Source organism: Flavobacterium sp. IMCC34518, assembly GCF_027111095.2.
Classification (GTDB): Bacteria; Bacteroidota; Bacteroidia; order Flavobacteriales; family Flavobacteriaceae; genus Flavobacterium; species Flavobacterium praedii.
Window position 1 is genome coordinate 185693 of record NZ_CP114284.2, and the last position, 22194, is coordinate 207886.

General features: G+C 33.2%; 11 protein-coding genes. 7 read left to right on the plus strand and 4 right to left on the minus strand.

The window, feature by feature from the left end; all coding sequences use genetic code 11:
• Window positions 1–52: 52 nt before the first annotated feature.
• The 3 genes from OZP06_RS00735 (at window position 53) to OZP06_RS00745 (ending at window position 3696) form a co-directional block, all read left to right on the plus strand.
• Window positions 53–268 carry a hypothetical protein gene (locus OZP06_RS00735; protein ID WP_269223221.1) on the plus strand — a complete coding sequence of 72 codons (216 nt, stop codon included), beginning with the start codon at window positions 53–55 and terminating at the stop codon, window positions 266–268.
• Window positions 269–415: 147 nt separating this feature from the next.
• On the plus strand, window positions 416–2662 hold the full coding sequence (locus tag OZP06_RS00740; protein ID WP_281324098.1) for a multiheme c-type cytochrome: 2247 nt from the start codon (window positions 416–418) through the stop codon (window positions 2660–2662).
• Window positions 2663–2790: 128 nt separating this feature from the next.
• Window positions 2791–3696: an IS1595 family transposase gene (locus OZP06_RS00745; RefSeq protein ID WP_269222159.1), complete on the plus strand. Its 906-nt coding sequence runs from the start codon at window positions 2791–2793 to the stop codon at window positions 3694–3696.
• A 74-nt stretch (window positions 3697–3770) separates the two neighbouring features.
• Here OZP06_RS00745 and OZP06_RS00750 read toward each other — a convergent pair whose 3' ends face one another.
• The 4 genes from OZP06_RS00750 to OZP06_RS00765 form a co-directional block, all read right to left on the minus strand.
• Complete coding sequence (locus tag OZP06_RS00750) at window positions 3771–5921, minus strand: PAS domain-containing hybrid sensor histidine kinase/response regulator (protein WP_269223224.1); 2151 nt, start codon at window positions 5919–5921, stop codon at window positions 3771–3773.
• Between the two features lie 106 nt (window positions 5922–6027).
• Window positions 6028–9336 (minus strand): chemotaxis protein CheB, encoded by a 3309-nt coding sequence (locus tag OZP06_RS00755; RefSeq protein WP_281324099.1) that lies wholly within the window; start codon window positions 9334–9336, stop codon window positions 6028–6030.
• A gap of 545 nt (window positions 9337–9881) precedes the next feature.
• Window positions 9882–13181, minus strand: a complete 3300-nt coding sequence (locus OZP06_RS00760; protein WP_281324100.1) for a PAS domain S-box protein — start codon at window positions 13179–13181, stop codon at window positions 9882–9884.
• Between the two features lie 292 nt (window positions 13182–13473).
• The gene (locus tag OZP06_RS00765) at window positions 13474–15492 is read right to left on the minus strand and encodes a histidine kinase dimerization/phospho-acceptor domain-containing protein (RefSeq protein WP_281324101.1); all 2019 of its coding nucleotides are present in this window, start codon (window positions 15490–15492) and stop codon (window positions 13474–13476) included.
• A 360-nt stretch (window positions 15493–15852) separates the two neighbouring features.
• On the opposite strand from OZP06_RS00765, the gene OZP06_RS00770 reads away from it, so the two are divergent.
• The 4 genes from OZP06_RS00770 to OZP06_RS00785 all read left to right on the plus strand — a co-directional run bounded on the left by OZP06_RS00770 (window position 15853) and on the right by OZP06_RS00785 (window position 22192).
• The gene (locus OZP06_RS00770) at window positions 15853–17163 is read left to right on the plus strand and encodes a TolC family protein (RefSeq protein ID WP_269223231.1); all 1311 of its coding nucleotides are present in this window, start codon (window positions 15853–15855) and stop codon (window positions 17161–17163) included.
• 188 nt (window positions 17164–17351) lie between these two features.
• Complete coding sequence (locus tag OZP06_RS00775; RefSeq protein ID WP_281324102.1) at window positions 17352–18470, plus strand: efflux RND transporter periplasmic adaptor subunit; 1119 nt, start codon at window positions 17352–17354, stop codon at window positions 18468–18470.
• 114 nt (window positions 18471–18584) lie between these two features.
• On the plus strand, window positions 18585–21830 hold the full coding sequence (locus tag OZP06_RS00780; protein ID WP_281324103.1) for an efflux RND transporter permease subunit: 3246 nt from the start codon (window positions 18585–18587) through the stop codon (window positions 21828–21830).
• 56 nt (window positions 21831–21886) lie between these two features.
• Window positions 21887–22192: a hypothetical protein gene (locus OZP06_RS00785; RefSeq protein WP_269223233.1), complete on the plus strand. Its 306-nt coding sequence runs from the start codon at window positions 21887–21889 to the stop codon at window positions 22190–22192.
• The last annotated feature ends 2 nt before the right edge of the window (window positions 22193–22194 follow it).

Here is a 22194-nt window from a genome sequence, read left to right on the forward strand (position 1 = left end):
AAAAAATACATTTGAATCATCAAAAAACAAGAACCTATAAAAATAAATTAATATGAAAAACATTGTAACCCTCTTAGCTGTAGCATTATTCTCAATTGGAATGAATGTTAATGCTCAAGAAACCAAACCAAAAACAACAACTAAAACAGAAAGTACAACAAAAAAAGCATGTACAAAAGACCATAAAAATTGTACTGCTGAAGAAAAGAAAGCTTGTGACAAAACAAAAAAAGCTTGTTGTGCTGCAAAAGCTGAAAAGAAAGCGTAATGTAATTAATTTATAATGACCCGTAAAGAGTGTTTGTACCTGCAAACACTCTTTTTTTTTTAAAACATCTCATTTTCAGTTGATTTTTCATTAAAATCCGCTTTGCTACTATTTGATAATTCTATATTTTTGAGCAAACTATCCTTCATGCTTAAAAAATCATCAATAGTTGTTTTAATTCTTCTTGTTATCTTTGGAATTTTTAGTTTTTTTATTGTAAAAAGTTACAGTTCAAAAGATGATGATTACACCGAAGTTCTCTCTTTTAACAATGCTTTTATAGGAGACAAATCCTGTATAAAATGCCATGCTAATGAGCACCAGCAATGGAAACAATCCGATCATTATATGTCGATGCTTCCTGCTAATGATTCAACTGTAAAAGGGGATTTCAACAATGTGACTTTCACTGCTGATGGTGTCACCAGTAAATTTTATAAAAAAGGCTCTAAATACTTCATCAATACCGAAGGAGATGATGGTAAAAACCATGATTTTGAGGTAATCTATATCTTTGGATACAAACCGTTACAACAATATTTAGTTTTTTTTCCTGGTGGAAGAATGCAAGTTCCTCGTTTGAGTTGGGATGTCAATAAAAAAATATGGTTCAATCAATATGCTGGCCAAAAAATACCTTCGCATGATTGGTTGCATTGGACAGGAAATGCCCAAAACTGGAACACCATGTGCGCTACCTGCCATTCGACCAACTTGCACAAAAATTACGATACGAAAACGGATACCTACAAAACCAGTTATAGTATCATCAATGTAAGTTGCGAAAGTTGTCATGGAGCGGGACAAAAACACTTTGGTTATGTAAACAGCGACGATTACAAATCGGGTGAGAAAGTGAAAGGCAGTTTTATGAAATTAGGAAAAAAATCAGGGCAATTGGAACAAATCAATACCTGTGCTCCTTGTCATGTGCGAGCCTCCGAAATCAGTCCAAAACATATTGACAGTCCTGAAATTATGGACAATTATATTCCTCAAATTCCGGATACCGAGTATTTCCATGCCGATGGACAAGTCGATGACGAAGATTATATTTACACTTCATTTCTACAAAGTAAAATGTTTAGTAAAGGGATTAAATGCAGTAATTGTCATAATCCGCATAGTACCAAATTAAAAATTATTGGCAATCAAACTTGTACTCAATGTCATGTAGCTACAAAATATGATACACCAAAACATACTTTTCATACTATGGAAACAAAAGGTGCTTCCTGTGTAAACTGTCACATGCCCGGAAAATTATACATGGGAAATGATCTGCGACACGACCATAGTTTTAGAGTGCCACGCCCTGATCTTTCCGTTCAATATGGCACTCCAAATGCATGCAGTAATTGTCATAAAGACAAATCAGAAAAAGCTTTGGCAGAAGCTGTTGTAAAATGGTATGGTCCTAATCGAAAGTATCATTTTGCAGATGATTTGATACCTGGGAGCAAACAGGATTCCAAAAGTGAACCGCATCTTACCAAATTAATAATTGACAAAAAAACGCCCAATATTATTAAAGCTACAGCAGCATTTTATTTGGGAAGTATCACAAACCAAACAAGTTTAAATACTTTATTGACTTGTTTGGACCAAAAAGATGCACAAGTAAGATATAGAGCGTTACGTTCTTTGACAAATTTTCCTCCAGCGAATTGGATTGAAAAAGTAGCTCCTTTATTGTCTGATAAAGTAAGAGCAGTTCGTATTGCAGCTGCAGATCTTTTCATAACACTGCCAAAAGACCAAATTCCTAGTCAATATATAAATGCTTTTGAAGCAGCTAATACTGAATTACTGAGCTACCTTCGGTATCAAACTGATTTCTCTGTTGGAAATATAATGATTGCCGATTATTATCTAAAGTTACAAGATTATAAAAACGCTGAATCTTTTTATTTAAAAGGGCTTAAAAAAGACAATCAGATGAATTATGCATTACTCAATTTATCCTCATTATACAATGCTGTTGGAAAAAATGACGCCTCATTGCAAATGCTAAAAAGAGCTTTGGCAAATGACAAAAACAATGAACGCATTTATTACAATTTAGCCTTATTGTATAACGAAATGAATGACAAACCCGCTGCCGAAAAATCTTTTGCAAAAGCAGTAGAACTTAAATCTCAAAATCCAAGAGTGTATTATAATTATGGATTAATGCTTAATGCCAATCAAAAATATAAAGAAGCAGAAGCTATTTTCTTAAAAGGAATTAAATTTAGTCCCAGCACACCCGATTTGTATTATGGACTTACTTTTGTTTATATACAAACGGGTAATAAGTTAAAAGCACAACAAACGGCTTATCAATTATATCAGATGGACGCAACTAATCCAAATTACCAAGAGCTGTTTAGAAATTTTGGGATACAAAAATAGTTTTGCATTAAAATAATTTTCCAATTAATTACAATTGAAGCAGTACTAAACATAATTCTTTATAAAAATTTGATTGTCCGTAATCACTCATAATTAATAAAAAGTGTTATATTTGATAAAAAAAAGCGATGAATTTATTCAGTTTTACAGCAAATTTCGGGAGTGAAGAATCTTGTAGACTTCATTTTAAAGAGGAAAGAGATAAAATCGGAGTTCAATGTAAATGCGGATGCAAAGAACATTTTTGGATAAAAAGCAGATGGAGTTATGAGTGTAAAAAATGTAGAAGTAGAATATCATTACGAAGTGGTACGATAATGCAAAGCTCTAATTTGTCATTTTTGATTTGGTACAAAACCATGTTCTTATTAACGGCAACTAAAAAAGGTTTTTCAAGTAAAGAAATTCAAAAACAATTGGGATTGAAGCGATACGAACCGGTTTGGTCTATGGTTCATAAGTTGCGAAAAGCAATGGGCAATAGAGATGCGCGTTATACTTTGGAAGGGATGATTGAATTTGATGAAGGATATTTTACAATTGAATCTACCGAAATAGAACAAGAAAAAGGAATTCGTGGACGTGGTGCTGTTGGTAAATCTAACGTTGCAATTATGGCTGAGTCGACTGTTTTAGAAGATATTGAAACTGGTAAAAAATCAAATCAATGCAGGTATTTTAAAGCAAAAGTTTTGACTGATCACACATCAGAACTGATAAATCAAACAATTCAGGAATCCATTTCGGAAAAAAGTATTCTTTTTACAGACAAAAGCACATCATATATAGATATTGCAGATTACGTGGAAATTCATATTACTGAAAAATCGAATAAAGAAACAACTACGGAAACTTTAAAGTGGGTGCATATTGCAATTAGTAATGCTAAAAGGAATTTTCTAGGAAATTATCATAAAATTAAAGGCAAATATCTTCAACTGTACCTAAATGAGTTCGTCTACAAGCTTAATAGAAGATATTTTGAGGAACAATTATTCGATAGGCTAGTAATAGCAAGTATTACAGGGTTATGACTAAAAACGGACAATCAAAATAAAAATAAATGTATTCCTTTTTGATTTTCTATTTTTTACAAAATCTATTTTAATTAGTCTAGTTCCAATGGTTTTACTTTTACCCACTTTTTTAAAGCATCACGCAGATCAGAGAGATTTATGGGTTTAGAGATATAACCATTCATACCGTATTGCAAACATTTTTCCTTTTCTTCGACTAAGGTACCGGCAGTTAAAGCGATTATTGGTGTCTTTTCGGCGACGTCTAATTTTCTTATTTCTTCAGTAGTTTCATAACCATTTTTTTTAGGCATTTGAATATCCATCAAAACAACATCTGCTTTTTCTTTCTTATATTGTTTTAATGCTTCTTTACCATCTGAAGCCTCAATTACCATACTATTGGGGAATAATTTTTTGAGTAGTTTAACAGCCAAAAGCATGCTAATTTTATTGTCTTCGACAACTAGAATTTTTAATGGGCATGAACTCTCCAATATAATTTCTTCCCTGTTATTAACTTCGGGTAATATAGTTTTTTTAATTTCAGAAATTGATTTTTTAAATTCAATTGAAAAATAAAAATCACTACCATACCCATATTCACTTTTCAAGTGTAATGTACTTTTCATCAATGCCAACAATTGATTAGAAATAGCCAATCCCAAACCAGTACCTCCAAATCGTCTTGTTGTGCTAGTATCTTCCTGTACGAATGAATTGAATATCTTTTCTTGATTGTGTTTTTTAATTCCAATCCCAGTATCTTTTATTGAAAAATGGAGAGTTGAAAAAGATTCATTAGAAGCAATTTCTTCGACATCAATATTGATTTGTCCTTGATTGGTAAATTTTAAGGCATTCCCAATCAAGTTGATAATTATTTGTTTTAATCGTATGGCATCTGCAAAAATAAATTGAGGTACATTGGAACCTATATTTAGAATTAAATCTATATTTTTTAAATTGGCTTGATGTTTAAAAAGAACCACTATTTGATTTACTAATTCGAATAGATCTATTTCCTCAACATTCAATTCTAATTTTCCAGCTTCAATTTTAGAAAAATCTAAAATATCATTGATGATTCCCATCAAATTAATACCCGATTCATTTATAATTTCAACATATTGCAATTGGTCTTGATCAAGATTTGTTTTCATTATTAGATCAGTAAACCCAATTATACCATTCAATGGTGTTCTAATTTCATGACTCATATTAGCCAAGAAAGTTGATTTTGCTTTGTTTGCAGCTTCTGCTTGTTCCTTTGCTTTTGTCAATTCGTTTTTCAAAAGTATCATTTCGGTAATATCATTAAAACTAATGACAATTTCCACGATTTCCCCATTGGAGTCTATAACTGGGAAACCATTTATCAAAAGCCACACAACATCATTGTATTTTGGCCTTTGAACCCCCATAACGAAATTTTTAATGCAGTGTTTTGTGAATAAAATTTGGTTTACAGGATACTGTTCTAAGGATAAAACTGTTTTATTTTCATCCAAAAATTTCCAGTCAGCATCCATCACTAATTTCCCTTTCATTTGATCGACTCTCAAACCCAATAATTCACTTGCTTTTGGATTACTTATGAGTATTGATGCATCTGGAGCATGAACAACAACACCAGAATCAAGAATGTTTAAAAGTTTAATATATCGATCTTTACTGTGTTTTAAAGATTCTTCTACCTTCTTAAGTTGAGAAATATCTACAATGGTTATATTACTTTTATTTCCCTCTTCGGCAACTATCCCTGTAAGATAAACATTGAAAACTTTACCGTTAATAGAAAGGTCAACTTCACAGCATTGACTGGTTTTATTTTTGAATATTGCTTCCAGAAAAACAGTATAAACCCGTTTTGAATCATCCGTAACAAAAAAACCAAATTGACTATCGATTATTCTAGACCGTTCCTTGCCAAGCATTCGACAGGCTGTTAGATTAATAGCAAGAATTCTACCATCTCTAGAAATACTGAAATATCCTGAAGGCGCAAAATCATATAACTCTGTATATTTCTCTATAGCAGTTTCAGCCTGTTCTTTTGCCAATATAAGTTCCTCATTTTGCATTTCAAGCTCTATCTGATGTACTTCAAGTTCATGAATGAGCTTTAAAGTCTCTGCTTCAGAAAGGGTGCAGTTCGATTTTACTTGCTTTTGCTTTTGCAATTCTTCTGTTTTTTGCCTAATGTTTACTGCTTTTCCAGAACTTTTTACCGCTTTTTTCATGGCCAATATTCTTTATTTAATGCTACATTTATTCTTGATATAAATTAATATTCCGCTTTTGCTCACTTTTTACACCTATTTGTATTTAATTCCTGAAATCAGCAATCTACCTTATGACACATTGAATAATTTTTTTTTCATTAATTAAATAGCAATTTGCTGTAAACTCGACATTTAAATTTTGTCCATTATCAAATTCAACTTGTACATTTTGATATGTGACCAATTCTTCTTGTTGCAATGCAATAAATTGATCTTTACTTTTTATTATATTTTTAAAGAAATTCATCTCCCAAATGGGTTTATCTATACACTCTTCTTTGGGGCGTCCAAGTAAATTAATTAATGACAGATTCAAATCAGTAATTTTACCTGTTTCTTGGTCTAAAAAAAAGATGCTGTCTTTGGCAGATTCAAAAAGATGATGGTATCGAGTTTCGTAAAAAGCCAATGCTTCTTCCACTGCCTTGCGATCCGAGATATCCCGAATAATACACTGAACTAATTTACTGTCGTTTACCAAATACAAAGTACTGACAAATTCAACATTAATATTTCTACCGTCAGCCGTTTCAAGTGGCAAATCTTCATACCGAACAAACTCTTTTAGTTGCAATTCCAAAAACTTTTCCTTGTTGGCAACAATATCTTTTAATGATCCTATTTCCCATATTGCTTTTTCTACAAACTGTTCATAGGAATATCCCAACATTTCGATTAAAAATGGATTTACGTCAATAATTTTTCCGCTTTCGGCATCCACAATAAGAATTCCGTCTTTTGCTGACTCAAAGAGACGTCTGTATCTATTCTCAAATACTAATGTTTCTTCTGCTTGCTTAGCAGTGGTAATATCGGTAAAAGTGATCACAATTCCATCTATTCGATCGTCTAACGTACGGTAAGGCATAATTCTAACCGAAAACCATCTTCCATCATTTGTTGGAATTGTATTTTGAATGGGAGATAATTTTTTAATCACTTCTATTGCATGCGCCCCCATTTCTGGGTATTGCAAATTGGTTACTAAATCGGTAAAAGGTCTTCCGGTATCGGTTTGTCGAAGCTTAAATATTTCAGTAACCGAATCTGTAAAACGACGTATATTCAATTCCTTATCCAAAAACAGCGTTGCAATTTCGGTACTGTTTAGCAAATTTTTCATGTCGTTATTTGCTTGTTCAAAGTCACTTAGTTTACTTTGAAGTTCAGCATTAACGGTTTGCAATTCTTCATTAAGACTTTGCATTTCTTCTTTTGAAGTTGTTAGTTCTTCATTGGTAGATTGCAGTTCCTCGTTTGTTGATTGTAGTTCTTCATTGATTGATTTCAATTCTTCCTGAGAGGTTTGCATTTCTTCACGGGAATTCTGCAAATCTTCGTTACTCTGCTTGAGTTCAGCTTCTAATTCTCTATGTCTTCCAGAAATATACAGTTTTCCTTTTTTCAACTTTTCATCCCCTTGTTCCATCATTACCGAAACGTCTGAAAAAACAATCATCACCAAATCTTTTATAAAATTAGGTCCGTCAATACGTTGAATTGTAACATTTACATAGTTGAAATCACCATTTGTTCCAATCTTTATATTTCTAAGAATAACTGGATCATAATTTTGCATCGCCTTACGAAAGGCTACAGGTAATTCGTTACGTAAGCCTTCTCGAGCCATAACATGAATATTCCAGTTTGCTTTGCCGGCAACTGGTTCAAGATATTTTCCTGTTTTACCGGTAATATATAGGATATCTCCTTTCTCGTTTACGATAACACTAGCAGGAATAAAGTTTTTTAATAAAATTTGATCTGCAAGGCTCTGAATATTCTCCACTTCTTTTGGGGCTGTATTTACTTCTTTAATTTCTTTCTTATTATATGAAAATGAGCTTGGAAAATCGGTTAGTTCAGTCATTATTGGAGAATGAGTACGTTTAAAAAATTTTAATTTAGAATCAAGTATATCAAATCCTTGATTATTTCGCCCTAGAGTTTCAGCAGAACCCAACAACAAAATTCCACCGGGTTGAAGACTGTAATTAAACAAATCAAACAACTTTCTTTGCAAGTTAGGCTCCATGTATATTAACATATTACGGCACATCAAAATATTGAGTTTCGTAAAAGGAGGATCTTTTATAATATTATGGGGAGCAAAAATAAGCATTTCACGAATAGAAGAATTTACTCGAAAACCATCGCCTGTGACAGAAAAAAACTTTGCTATTCGATGGGAGGAAACATCAATAGCGATACTAGAACTAAAAATACCTCGACGCGCTTTATTTATTGCGTCTACATCTAAATCTGTTGCGAATATCTGTAAAGACAGCCCTTTTTTATTCCCAAATTCTTCCAAAACTTCTTTAAAAACTATTGCCAATGAATACGCTTCTTCTCCTGTTGAACAAGCTGGTATCCAAGCCCTTAATACATATCGATCTGGCAACTCTTTTATTAAATCAGGAAGAATGGTTGTTTTTAGCTTTTCCCAAACAAAAGTATCTCTAAAAAAGCTGGTAACTCCAATTAAAAGTTCTTTGAAAAGCAATTCAACCTCTTTTGGGTTTTCCTGCAAAAACCGTACATAGTTTTGTATTTCATTTATTTGGTGAATTCCTTTCCGTCTTTCTATACGACGCATTAATGTATTCTTTTTATAGGAAGAAAAATCATGTCCAGTTCCTTCACGAAGCAATATGATAATTTTATCGAGATGACTTTTACTTTTATGATCAATATTGGTAATCTTTGTAACGGGAGGAATATATCTATAAAGTGAGATTAATTTCTCTCCCAACTCTTCTGCAGGAGCAATAATATCTGCCAAAACCATTTCTATGGCATTTCGAGGCATTGTATCAAATTTTGCAGAAGTAGGTTCTTGAATCAAAACCAGTCCGTTTTTTTCCTTAATGGCTTTTAAACCTAGACTGCCATCTGATCCCATTCCAGATAGAATAATACCAACACTTTTATCTAATTTATCTAGAGCCAACGAACGAAAAAACAAATCTATAGGCAATCGCAATCCTCGGGTTTCAACAGGATCGAACAAATGCAATTTTCCTTTTAATATCGATAAACTTTTGTTGGGCGGAATTACATATACGTGATTGGGTTTTACTCTGAGTTCATCACTCGCCTGAAGCACTTTCATGGGCGTACTACGTTGCAATAATTCAGGTAATATTCCTTTGTAATTGGGATCTAGATGTTGAATAATTACAAATGCCATTCCTGTATCATTAGGCAAATTTTTTAAAAAAAGTTCAAATGCTTCAAGACCACCTGCAGACGCTCCTACTCCTACAATAGGAAAATCATTGCTTTCAGTGCCATCCAAAATCTTATTTTGGACTTGCGAAAAACCCTTTTTATCTCCCTCTAAAACTGGATCCCCTTCTATTATTTTCATTATATTTTTATAATTATCAGAACCTCCTGACAGCATTTAATACAAATACATTTTATCTTTCTTATTATCACCTTTTACTCTAAAAAAGCCAAATTTGTGAAAATATCAAATTTAGTACATCAACAGTACTATCCAAAATGTTGCGAAACTTTTTTAGCTTATTTTGATTTTGAACATTTTCAGCACCTTTTTTTTTAATAGATTATATTTGCCGTTTGCCTACTATTTCAAAAATATATTTAGCTTTCTAATTTAATAAAAGTGATGCAAAAGTAGCTTTATTACGCTATTACACAAAGAATAAACAATTCTTAATTTTATCTAAAATAATTAATAAATTTACAAATAAAATTTTATTAATCTTAAACAAATTAAAGTTTTGCCTTATTTTATTATATAAATAATAGAAAAAGACTATTTAAAAAAAGTAAATAAAAATTAATCCAAAATTAAACTATTGGCCTATTTTATATTGACTATTTGGCTCAGAAAAAGGTACTCCATTACTACAGAATTAATTAACAAAAACTGTGTATTCAAAAATGTTATTTGGGTAACCATTTTTGCAATATTCCTTCTAAATCAGATTCTACAATTGGTTTTGAAACATAATCGTTCATTCCATACTCTAAACACTTATCCTTTTCTCCAACCATAATTCCGGCAGTTAGCGCTATTATAGGTATGTTTTTTCCTGATTTATGATTTCTAATTTCGACAGTAGCTTCATATCCATTTTTTATTGGCATTTGAATGTCCATTAAAATTAAATCAGGTTTGTTAATCTCAAAATGCTCTAGTCCTTCTTGACCATCCGTTGCTTCCAAAATAACAGCATTTGGAACAATTCTTTTCACTAAGGTTTTGGCTAGAAACATATTTATTTTATTGTCTTCAACTATTAAAATACGAAGTGATTCTAAATTTTTTGGATTCATAATTTTTTGAATTTTACGAGGTCCTGACAATTCAACATAAACCTCTTTTAAAGCATTGGCTTTTTTGAAATTTATATGAAAGAAAAAATCACTTCCATCACCGTATTTACTAGTTAATTCCAAACTGCTGTTCATTAATTCCAAAAGTAAATTGGAAATAGCCAACCCTAAACCTGTACCACCAAATTTTCTGGAAGTGGCGTTGTCTTCTTGAACAAATGAATTAAAAATCTTCTTTTGATTGTATTGTTTTATCCCTATACCAGTATCCTTGATAGAAAATTTTATTGTTGAATTATTTTTGCTTGATTTAGTTTGCTCCACATCTAATCGGATGTGACCAAAAGAAGTGAATTTCAAGGCATTGCTAATTAGATTGACTAATATTTGTTTTAATCTAATTGAATCGGCATAAATGAATTGCGGAACAGTTTTTTCGATAGTCAGCGATAAATCTATGTTTTTTAAATTAGCTTGGTGTTTAAACAACTCGATTACTTGATGTAATAGTCTAAAAAGATCAACTTCTTCTGTATGCAATTCTAACTTTCCGGACTCTATTTTGGCAAAATCAAGTATATCATTAATAATCTCCATTAATGCATTGGCCGAAACATTTACGGTTGACATATATTCCAATTGATTTTTCTCGAGGTTGGTTTTCATTAATAAATCTGTAAAACCTACAATTCCGTTTAAAGGAGTACGAATCTCGTGACTCATATTAGACAAGAATTCCGACTTTGCTTTATTAGCTTCTTCCGCAAGAATTTTGGCTTTTTTGAGTTCTTTATTCGATTGCTTTAATTGTTCATTTATTTCTTCGTATTCTAAATATTTTACATAGAGATATTTTTCGTTTTGTTCGGCTTTTTCTTTGGCATTTATCAATTCAAGTTCCAGCAGTTTATGATCCGTAATATCTCGAATTGTGCCAACAATTTCCATTGGTTGATTTTCATCATCCCATTTCAAAGTTCCTATTCCATGTACCCATCGCACTTCATTGTCATTTACTCTAACAATTTTATATTCTCTATTAAATTGTTCTTTTTTGGTTAATACCTCTTCGTTAAAATAAGTTACTAAATTTTCACGCCATACAGGATGTACTAGTGCTAACCAGGTTTCCGAATTCAATTCATATTCGGCATCAATTCCAAAAATTGTATTTAATAAATCTGTTCGTGTCCAATTACCTGTATACATATTTATACTATAAGTACCAAGTTCAGCAATGATTTGGGTTTCTTTTAGAAAAAGTTCACTTTCTTTAAGTTTTTCTTCGGCTTTTTTTCTTTCGGAAATATCAAAAATACTGGCTCGAATAAATTCTTTATTCTCTGCAGGTAAACGCACTAATCGCACTTCACAAAAAATAGAGTTCCCTTCACTATCGATATGAGTCCATTCAAAAGAAGGCTTCCCTCCTTTCAGAGTCTCATCAAATAATTCATTGGCCATTATAGTAGATAATCGCCCATTGGGTTGGTATTTTGGACTTACATTAACTGGTCCGATAGCTAAAAGTTCTTCCTCGGTCATTTTAAACAATGGTAGTGCACTTTGACTTACACTGATAAATTTTTGCTCTTGCAGATCAATAACCACAAGTGCTTCTGGCGCATTTTCTACCAAAACTCGAAAACGTTCTTCTTTTACTTTCAAAGCTTCTTCTGTATGAATACGTTCTGTTATATCTTTTACAAACAACAAAACTTGTTTTTCGGAAAGCTTTACTGCATCAATTGAACAATACCGAATTTCCCCGTTATTATGAATATAGGTCACTATATCGTTTGAAGTTCCAGTCAAAAAAAGGGTTTCAAAACACAATTTTAATTTCCCTAATGAATCTGGATGTATAATGTCATTTATCGACATTTTTAGTAATTTCTTTTGGGAATACCCCATTATTTTGGTTGCTGCCGAATTTACTTCTAAAAAAAAACCCTTTTCATTAGCAACAAAGACACCATCTGGAGCATTTTGAACATAGTTTCTAAACTTGGCATTACTTTCTTGTTCTCGTTTTTTTTCTTTTATAGCCTCAACTTCTTTTTTCTTCAATAAAATTTCACTTTCAATGCGTTTTTTTTCAGTAATATCTTGAGCTATACCTCTCAAAGCAATGATTTCTCCTTTTTCATTTAGTATAGGAATTCCAGTTCCGTAAACCCATTTGAATCTATTATTACTCAACATGACCTTATGAGTAATTTCATAAGGTTTCTTGTTTCTCATTGATTCACCAATCAAACTATTAAGCAATTCGCGGTCTTCATTAGAGAAATGTTCCAAATACTGTTCATATAAATTATCAGCAGGGATCTCAGAAATTTCAAATATATGATACAATTCTTTGGTCCAAATTAGATTATTTGTCGTCAAATCAAACTCCCAACTCCCAATTTTAGACAATTTTTGAGCATCGTTCAATAAATTTTCACTGGCAATTAATTTCTCTTGAATGGTACGAATTTCAGTAATATCTCTTCCAATAGAATAAACTAAATTTTTATCTGGATTAAAAATGGATGTCCAATGAATATGAATACATTCGCCATTTTTGGAGAGAATTCTGTTTTCAAAACTCATTGATCGTTTCCCTTTTATAAGAGACTGAAGAACTTCTCTAGTTTTGGAAACATCTTCAGGATGTATATATTTGATGTAACTATCAAGTAGTAATTCTCTTTTGGTATAACCTAATTTTTTAAAGAAAGCATGATTATATTCTTTGAAAAAACTATTCAAATCTGTGACACAAATAAAATCGGAAGTTTCTTTGGTAAAAAAATCAAAAATAGAATTTATCTCCACTTTTCTTTGAAGTAAAGAAATTTTTTGCTCTTGTTTTTTTACTTTTTCCAATAATTCTGCAACGGATGGTATAGTTTTTTTCATATGTAGATATTTATTGATTTTTATCGGTCATATGTAATTAGCATATCTTCATTGGTGTTTGCAGCCAATTTTACAGAAATGCTCATTTCATAAAGAAAAAATAAAATTGAATTAAAGACAAAACTGAAAAGAAGAAACATCAAATTAAAGATATAAAATAAATTTAACACAAAACACTAATTGCTAAAGTATTATAATGCTAAATCCATTTTAATACCAAAAAAAAAAATCTCCTACTAGCTTTTCTTAGTAGAAGATAATTCATCAAATTGTATAAAGAAATCGTAATGGATTAATTTTTGAGCCACTTCATTAAAATTTTTTCTAGCTCATTAAAAATAATAGGTTTTGTTAAATAATCAGACATGCCGTATTCCATGCATTTTTCTTTTTCGCCATTCAAAACACCTGCTGTTAATGCAATAATTGGTAAATATTTAAAAGCAGAGAGTTTCCTAATTTCTGATGTGGCATCATATCCGTTTTGAATTGGCATTTGGATATCCATTAACACTAGATCTGGCATTTCCTCTTTTACCTTTAGAACCGCATCAAAACCATTTGTAACTTCAATAAGAACACAATTTCCCAACATTTTTTTTATCAATGTTTTTGCTAAAAGCATGTTTATTTTATTATCCTCAGCTATTAAAATTTTATAACTTGAGAGCGAGTTAAAGGGGATATTCTCTTTTTCTGTGATTGGTTTAAGTTCCTCATTTATCATATTACCTTCTTTTTTGTTAATCTTTTTAAAAAGTATTGCAAAAAAGAATTCGCTTCCTACACCATAGGAACTGATTAGTTTAAGCTCACTTTTCTTTAAAGCTAAAAGTTGATTAGAAATTGCCAATCCCAATCCTGTCCCGCCATAACGCCTAGTAGTGGTATTATCTGCTTGAACAAAAGATTGAAAAATTTTATTTTGATTTTGAATTTTGATTCCGATTCCTGTATCAATTACCGAAAACTTAATTTTTGATATTGCATCAAATTCTTCTTCTTGGCTCAAAATCAATTTTATGTGACCTGTAGCGGTGAACTTCATTGCGTTGCTCAAAAGATTAACTAAAATTTGTTTTAGACGAAATGAATCACCCAATATATATTGAGGAACATTAGTATCAATACGAAGTATTAAATCAATTTTTTTATGATTGGCTTCATACTTAAACAAATTAATGACTTGACTAGACAATTCGAAAATATCAATTTCTTCAAAATTTAATTCCATTTTACCGGCTTCAATCTTAGAAAAATCAAGAATATTATTAATAATATCCATCAAAGTATTTGCCGATTCGTTTACGGTTTTCAAATATTGCAATTGATCTTTATCCAATTTTGTTTTCAAAAGCAAATCAGTAAAACCTACAATTCCATTGAGTGGCGTTCTAATTTCATGACTCATATTAGACAAGAATTCTGATTTTGCAATGCTTGCAGCTTCGGCTTTTTCTTTTGCTTTTATGGTATCGTCAATTAATTTCTTTTGCGTAATATTTTGAACAACACCTTTTAATGCAACAACATTATTTTGGTTGTCTAATATTGGAATTCCAGTACAAAAAACCCATTTTTTTTTATTATTATCCAATACAATACCATGCTCCATTTCATAAGGAATTTTATTTGTAATTGTATTGTAAATATTCTTGTTCAATACTTCAATATCATCTTCTAAAAATCGCGATAAGTATTTACCATATAGGTTTGGCTCAAAATCTTTTTTTTCAATTTCAAATATTTTATACAATTCATTGGACCAATTGAGTTCTTGGGTTGTCAAATTAAAATCCCAACTTCCTATTTTCGCAATTTTTTGAGCTTCATTAAGCGACTTTTCGCTAGAAAGTAATTTTTCTTGCGTCTTTCTCATATCAGTTACATCTCTTGCAATAGCATAAATCAAATTATTGGAAATATTCAAATTGGCTCTCCATTCCAAAAAAACCAACTGTCCATTTTTTTTAATGTATCGGTTTTCAAAATCTATTGTAGGATTCTTTAGGGATAACAACTTAATCTCTTTAAAAGTTTTTTCTAAATCATCTGGATAAATAAATTCTAGAAAAGGTCTTGACAAAAGCTCATTCCTTGAGTAGCCTAAAATGTTTACAAAAGCATCATTTACAACTTTAAAATAGGCATTATTATCAGCAATACAAACTAAATCGGGTGACTCATTTACAAAATACTCAAAATTGGTTATTGAATATTTTTCTTCTTTTAATTCTTGAATTAACAATTCTTGCTCCTTTACTTTTTGGAGTAATTCTTCATAAGTAAAATCCTGTATTGCTATTTTCATTGGTAAAAATTAAGTAATTACACCATTAGAGCTCTATTGAGATCATAAATATAACATTGTCTTTTAGAAAAAAAAATTTCTTTTGTAAAAAGAACAAAAACTACAACTATTTAATAAAAAATAACGTCATCTAACATTATTTTTTAAGTTTTTGTTTACAATTATTTACATTCCATAAATTATGTTCAAAAATATAATTTATTGATAATAGGGATTTTTGACAAATTATAAAACACAAACTTCAATAAAAACAAAACAATATCTATCCTTTTACTCTTTTCAAAAATCCTCTGTGACAATTGTTACTGACCACGGTTTTTCATCCTTCTATATTTGCTCCATAATTAAGAAAAATCAATTATGAGAAAAATCAATTTTATACTACTGGGAATTTTTTCAATCACCCATTTTGGATATAGTCAAGATACAATAGCCATTTCTAAAAAAGAGATTTGGGCAAAAGCAGTTGACAAAAATTTGCAAATCAAAATGGCTAACCAAGATTTCAAATCGGCTCAGGCTGATTATCGCCAATCAAATTCGTTGTTCTTGCCGAATATTTCTGCTTCACATACTTCGATGGCAACGACCAATCCGCTGATGGCTTTTGGATCCAAATTGAATCAGGGGATTTTAACACCATCCGACTTTGATCCCGCAAAACTGAACAATCCGTCACAAACTCAAAATTTTGCAACTAGGATTGATATTTTACAACCGCTTATCAATGTTGATGGATTGTATGGACGACAAGCAGCCAAATCCAAAATGAATGCCTATCAATTGCAAACCGAAAGAACCAAAGAGTATTTGGAACTCGAAATCAATAAGGCTTTTATGCAGTTGCAAATGAGTTACAAAGCCGTTAAAGTGATTGAAAAAGCAAATGCCACGGCAGAAGCCAATTTGAAATTGATACAAAATTATTTCAATCAGGGAATTTTGCAAAAAACCGATTTATTATCGATGCAAGTGCGCGTCAATGAAGTTCAAAATCAATTGCAATACGCCAAAAGTAACGTGCAAAACGCTTCGGATTATTTGGCTTTCTTATTAGATGAAGGTACCGCCAACAAAGTATACAAACCAATCGAAGAATTGGATAATGCCATCATAATTGACGCATTCAACACTTCACTATCCGATAATCGAAAAGACATTCAGGCGATGAACAAAACAACCGAATCCTATGGCAAAATGTACCAATCCAGTAAAATGAATTTCTTACCCAGATTGAACGCTTTCGGAAGTTATGAAATGTACGCTCAAGAAATTTTCGGATCCAATTCAAATGGCTATGTAGTGGGAGCGCAATTGTCTTGGAATGCTTTTGACGGGTATAAATCGATTGGGAAAATGGAAAAAGCCAAAGCTGATTTTCAAAAATCGGAAATTGAAACACAACAATACAAAGCCCAAAGCCAAATGGAATTGAGCAAAGCCAACAGACAACTTAGAGATGCCGAAAACAAAGTGAATTTAGAAAAACTGGCTTTGGAACAATCCAAAGAAGCGTACCGAATAAGAAGCAATCGTTTTACGCAAGGACTTGAAAAAACGACGGATTTATTGCTCACAGAAACACAGATGTATCAAAAAGAATTGGAGTATTTACAAGCCGTTTTTGAATACAATTACACACAGGAATACTTGCAGTTTTTGACAAAATAAATAGTTCAATATCAATATGTTTTCATTTTTCAGTCAATTATGACACCTAACAGGTTAATAAAAACCTGTTAGGATTATGTTTCCTAACAGGTTTTTTTTACCTGTTAGGTATAAACATCTTTCACTTTTTATATTAATACTATAACAAACATACTTTTAAAATAAATTTCAATTATAAAAAATATACAATGAAGAACATCTTATTTAAATCAGCAATAATCACTCCCCTATTTGTTTTACTGCTTTCCTCTTGTAATGGAGAAAAGAAAGAATCCATTGCCAAAGAACCTGCTATCACGGTAAAAGTAAGCGGTGCGTCTGAAAACAACAACGGGCAATTTGTAACGGCCAGTGGAAAAATTGAAGCCGAAAACTCCGCCAATTTGAGCACTAGAATGATGGGTTATGTAACCAAACTTCACGTTCAAGTGGGACAAAAAGTCGGTGCGGGACAATTATTAGTAAGCATCAATAGCACCGATTTGCAAGCCAAAAAAGCGCAAGTGGACGCGAGTATTCTACAAGCAACAGCTGGCTATAACAATGCCAAAAAAGATTACGATCGATTTGTGAATTTATTCAAACAACAGAGCGCTTCGCAAAAAGAATTAGATGATATGACGGCTCGTTACGAAATGGCAAAAGCAGGTCTAGAAGGAGCCAAAGAAATGCGAAATGAAGTAATGGCGCAATTCTCCTACTCGAATATCACCGCTCCTTTTTCGGGTGTGGTGACCAATACTTTTGTAAAAGAAGGAGACATGGCCAATCCGGGAATGCCATTGGTAAGTATCGAAGGAGCATCGAGATTACAAGTAACGGCTATGGTTTCTGAAAGTGACATTACTGCTATCAAAAAGGGAATGGCTGTAAAAGTACTGGTAAAATCGTCTAACGAAAGCTTAACCGGAAAAGTAAGCGAAGTGAGTCTATCCGCAAAAAATACGGGTGGACAATATTTGGTAAAAATCAATTTGGACAAAACTAATAATACTGTTTTATCTGGAATGTTCGTAAACGTTCAGTTTCCTGTTGCCAATACCATGCACCCGAGCGATAGCGAACAGGCGAAGCAAACAAAAACAAACGAAAAAGTTTTGGTTCCCGAAAGTGCTTTGGTGCAACAAGGACAGTTAACTGGAATTTACACCGTTGGAACTGGAAACATAGCCATATTAAGATGGTTGCGCATTGGTAAAAACTTTGGTAATCAAGTAGAAGTTTTGTCTGGATTATCGGCAAATGAGCAATATATCGTTTCGGCTGATGGGAAATTGTATAACGGAGCTTTGGTAAGTATTCAGTAAGCCCCTCCCAACCTCCCCCAAGGGGAGGAGAATAGACGTAAAAAAATAAAATTTTGTAATAACATCCACTAATAATTCCCCCTTTGGGGGTTAGGGGGCAAAACAAAAAATATTATGCAAGAAGGAATTTCAGGTAAAATAGCCCATTTTTTCATCAATTCGAAGTTAACTATACTGTTGATGGTCGCTTTGATGATTATAGGAGTGTACAGCTCGTTTCTAATCCCAAGGGAGGAAGAACCACAAATAAATGTTCCGATGGCCGACGTAATGGTGGGTTATCCTGGTGCTAACCCCGCCGAAGTAGAGAGTCGTGTGATCAAGCCTTTGGAGAAAGTAATCTCGAATATCAAAGGGGTCGAACACGTGCACAGTATGGCCATGAATGGTCAGGCGATGTTGATTGTACAATTTTTTGTGGGTCAGGATGTGGAGCGTTCGTATGTGAAATTATATGACGAGTTGGCGAAACACGAAGATATGTTTCCGCAAGGCGTGTACAAACCAATGGTAAAAACCCGTTCGATTGATGATGTGCCGATGTTGGGTATCACACTTTGGAGCGAAAAACAAGACGGTTTTCAATTGCGTCAGCTTGCCGAAGAAGTGACTTCGGAAATTGAAAAAGTAAAAGATGTGGCCATTACCAAGGAAATTGGCGGAAACAATCGCGAACTGAAAGTGATTTTGGACAAAGATAAAATGGCCGAAAATGGCGTGGATGCTTTGGGCGTTATGCAAATGATTCAGGCGAATAATGGCAGTTCACAATCGGGTAGTTTTGTCAATACGGACAAAGAATATTTGGTTACCACGGGACAATTTTTATCGAATGCAGAGGATGTAGAAAACTTGGTGGTGGGTGTCAACAAAAACCTTCCGGTGTATTTAAAGCAAGTTGCCAAAGTACAAGATGGGCCCGCTACGGTTAAAAGTTACGTGTCGTTTGGGTATGGCAAAGCCAACGAAAAATTCAAAACCGCAAAATCCGAATATCCTGCCGTGACGATCTCTGTAGGAAAAGTAAAAGGTGCAGATGCGATGAAAATATCGGCAAAAATTATTGCCAAAGTAGAACAGTTAAAAAAGAGTTTAATTCCAAACGATGTTCACGTTGAAGTAACCCGTAACTATGGGGAAACGGCTTCGGATAAAGTGGGTGAATTGTTATTGCACTTAGGAATTGCAATTATTGCCGTGACGCTTTTGGTAATGTTGGCCATGGGCTGGCGCGGTGGATTGGTGGTTTTCTTTTCGGTTCCATTGACGTTTGCTTTGACACTTTTTGCCTATTATTTATTGGGCTACACGCTGAATAGAATCACGCTTTTTGCCTTGGTATTTGTGGTGGGAATTGTGGTCGATGACAGTATTATTATTGCCGAGAATATGCACCGCCATTTCAAAATGAAACGACTGCCATTCAAACAAGCGGCAATTTATGCGATCAATGAGGTAGGAAATCCAACGATTTTGGCAACGTTTACCGTAATTGCGGCGATACTTCCTATGGCGTTTGTATCCGGAATGATGGGACCTTATATGAGTCCGATGCCAATTGGAGCTTCGATTGCGATGTTGTTATCATTGTTTGTAGCCTTGACAGTTACGCCTTATTTGGGGTATCATTTATTGCAAGAAAAAGAAGAACAACAACACAAAGAATCTGAAGGAATTGAAACCAGTTGGGTGTATAAAATCTACAGCAAACTGGAACGTCCTTTCTTGGAAAGCAGTGCCAAAAGACGCATTCTGGTAGCCGTAACAGTGGTGTTGTTATTCGGCTCTATTTTCATGTTTTTTACCAAGTCGGTGGTCGTAAAAATGTTGCCATTCGATAATAAAAACGAGTTTCAAGTGGTGATTGATATGCCCGAAGGAACTACGCTGGAACGCACAGCTGCAGTTACCAAAGAAATTGCACAATATCTTTCGACAAAACCGGAAGTAGTAGATTATCAAAATTATATTGGTACATCGGCACCGATTACGTTCAACGGCTTGGTGCGCCATTATGATTTACGCGGTGGCAGCAATATGGCCGACATACAGGTGAATTTATTGCACAAAGAAGACCGTGATTTACAAAGTCACGCTATTGCAAGAGAAATGCGTCCTGAGATTCAAAAAATTGCCAAGAAATATGGAGCCAATGTAAAAATCATTGAAGTTCCGCCAGGACCACCTGTTTTATCGACTTTGGTGGCCGAAATTTATGGGCCTAATTATAAAGATCAAATAAAAGTAGCACATCAAGTAAAATCAATTCTTGAAAAAACTACTGATATTGTGGATGTTGACTGGATGGTTGAGGACAATCAAACGGAATACAAACTGAAAATAGACAAAGAAAAAGCGATGCTAAATGGTATTGCACCGCAACAAGTGGTCGGCAACCTCACGTATTTATTGAAAGAATATCCGGTTTCGAATTTGTATGATGAAAATTCCAATGATAATGTGGGGATTGTTCTTTCGCTTGACGACAAAGACAAAACGAGTTTACAAGACATTGAGAATCTAAAAATCAAAGGAAGTCAAGGAAATATGATTCCAGTGAGTGATTTGGTAAAAGTAGAAATGGACACTTTGCAAAAAACCATTTATCGAAAAGACCAAAAACGCGTGGTTTATGTAACCGCGGATATGGCTGGAGCATTAGAAAGTCCCGTATATGCTATTTTGGGAATGAATGAAAAACTAGCCAAAATGCAATTGCCAAAAGGGTATAAAGTCAACGAACTTTATATGGAACAACCTACAGACGAAAGTGATTTTACCGTAAAATGGGATGGCGAATGGCAAATTACCTTGGAAGTATTCCGTGATTTGGGTGTGGCATTCATGGTGGTTATCGTGATTATTTATATGCTGATTGTGGGCTGGTTCCAAAACTTCAAAACGCCTATGGTGATGATGTTGGCCATTCCGCTTTCGCTAATTGGAATTGTGTTTGGCCACTGGTTGCTGAATGCTTATTTCACCGCAACCTCTTTTATCGGAATGATTGCATTGGCTGGAGTAATGGTGAGGAACTCGGTGTTGCTTATCGATTTTATCGAAATCCGACTGAACGAAGGCGTACCCTTGAAACAAGCTATTATTGAGGCTGGAGCGGTACGTACTACTCCTATTTTATTGACCACAGGTGCCGTAGTTATTGGAGCTTCCATTATTTTGTTTGACCCAATCTTTCAAGGTTTGGCGATTTCATTAGTATTTGGAGCCATTGTTTCTACAGTATTGACATTGCTGGTTGTGCCTTTGATTTATTACATAACTGAGAGAAAAAAATGGGAAGCCTCCCCCAACCCCTCCGAGGGAGGGGAGTCAGAAACCTCAAAACAAAATAATGTCTAACTTTTAACGACTCCAATTTCCTCCCCACTGGGGAGGTCAGGTGGGGCTTATATTTTATGAAACTACTACTTATAACCGCAGTAAAAGAATTTGAAAAAGACATCAAGCAATTACTTAAAAAATCTGGAGTACAGTCTTTTTCGTATCAAGATGTAAAAGGATTCAAGAATAGTTCGGAAGAAGCTGTTGACACCAATTGGTTTGGAAGTGAAATGAATGAAACTCAATCGGTACTTTTTCACGTTTTTATAGCTACCGAAAAATTAGACGTATTTTGTCAATTTGTAAAAGAATTCAATACAATTCAAGAGTCCAAATCTACAATTCATGTGGCAGTATTAAACATTGAAAAAACAAACTAGTC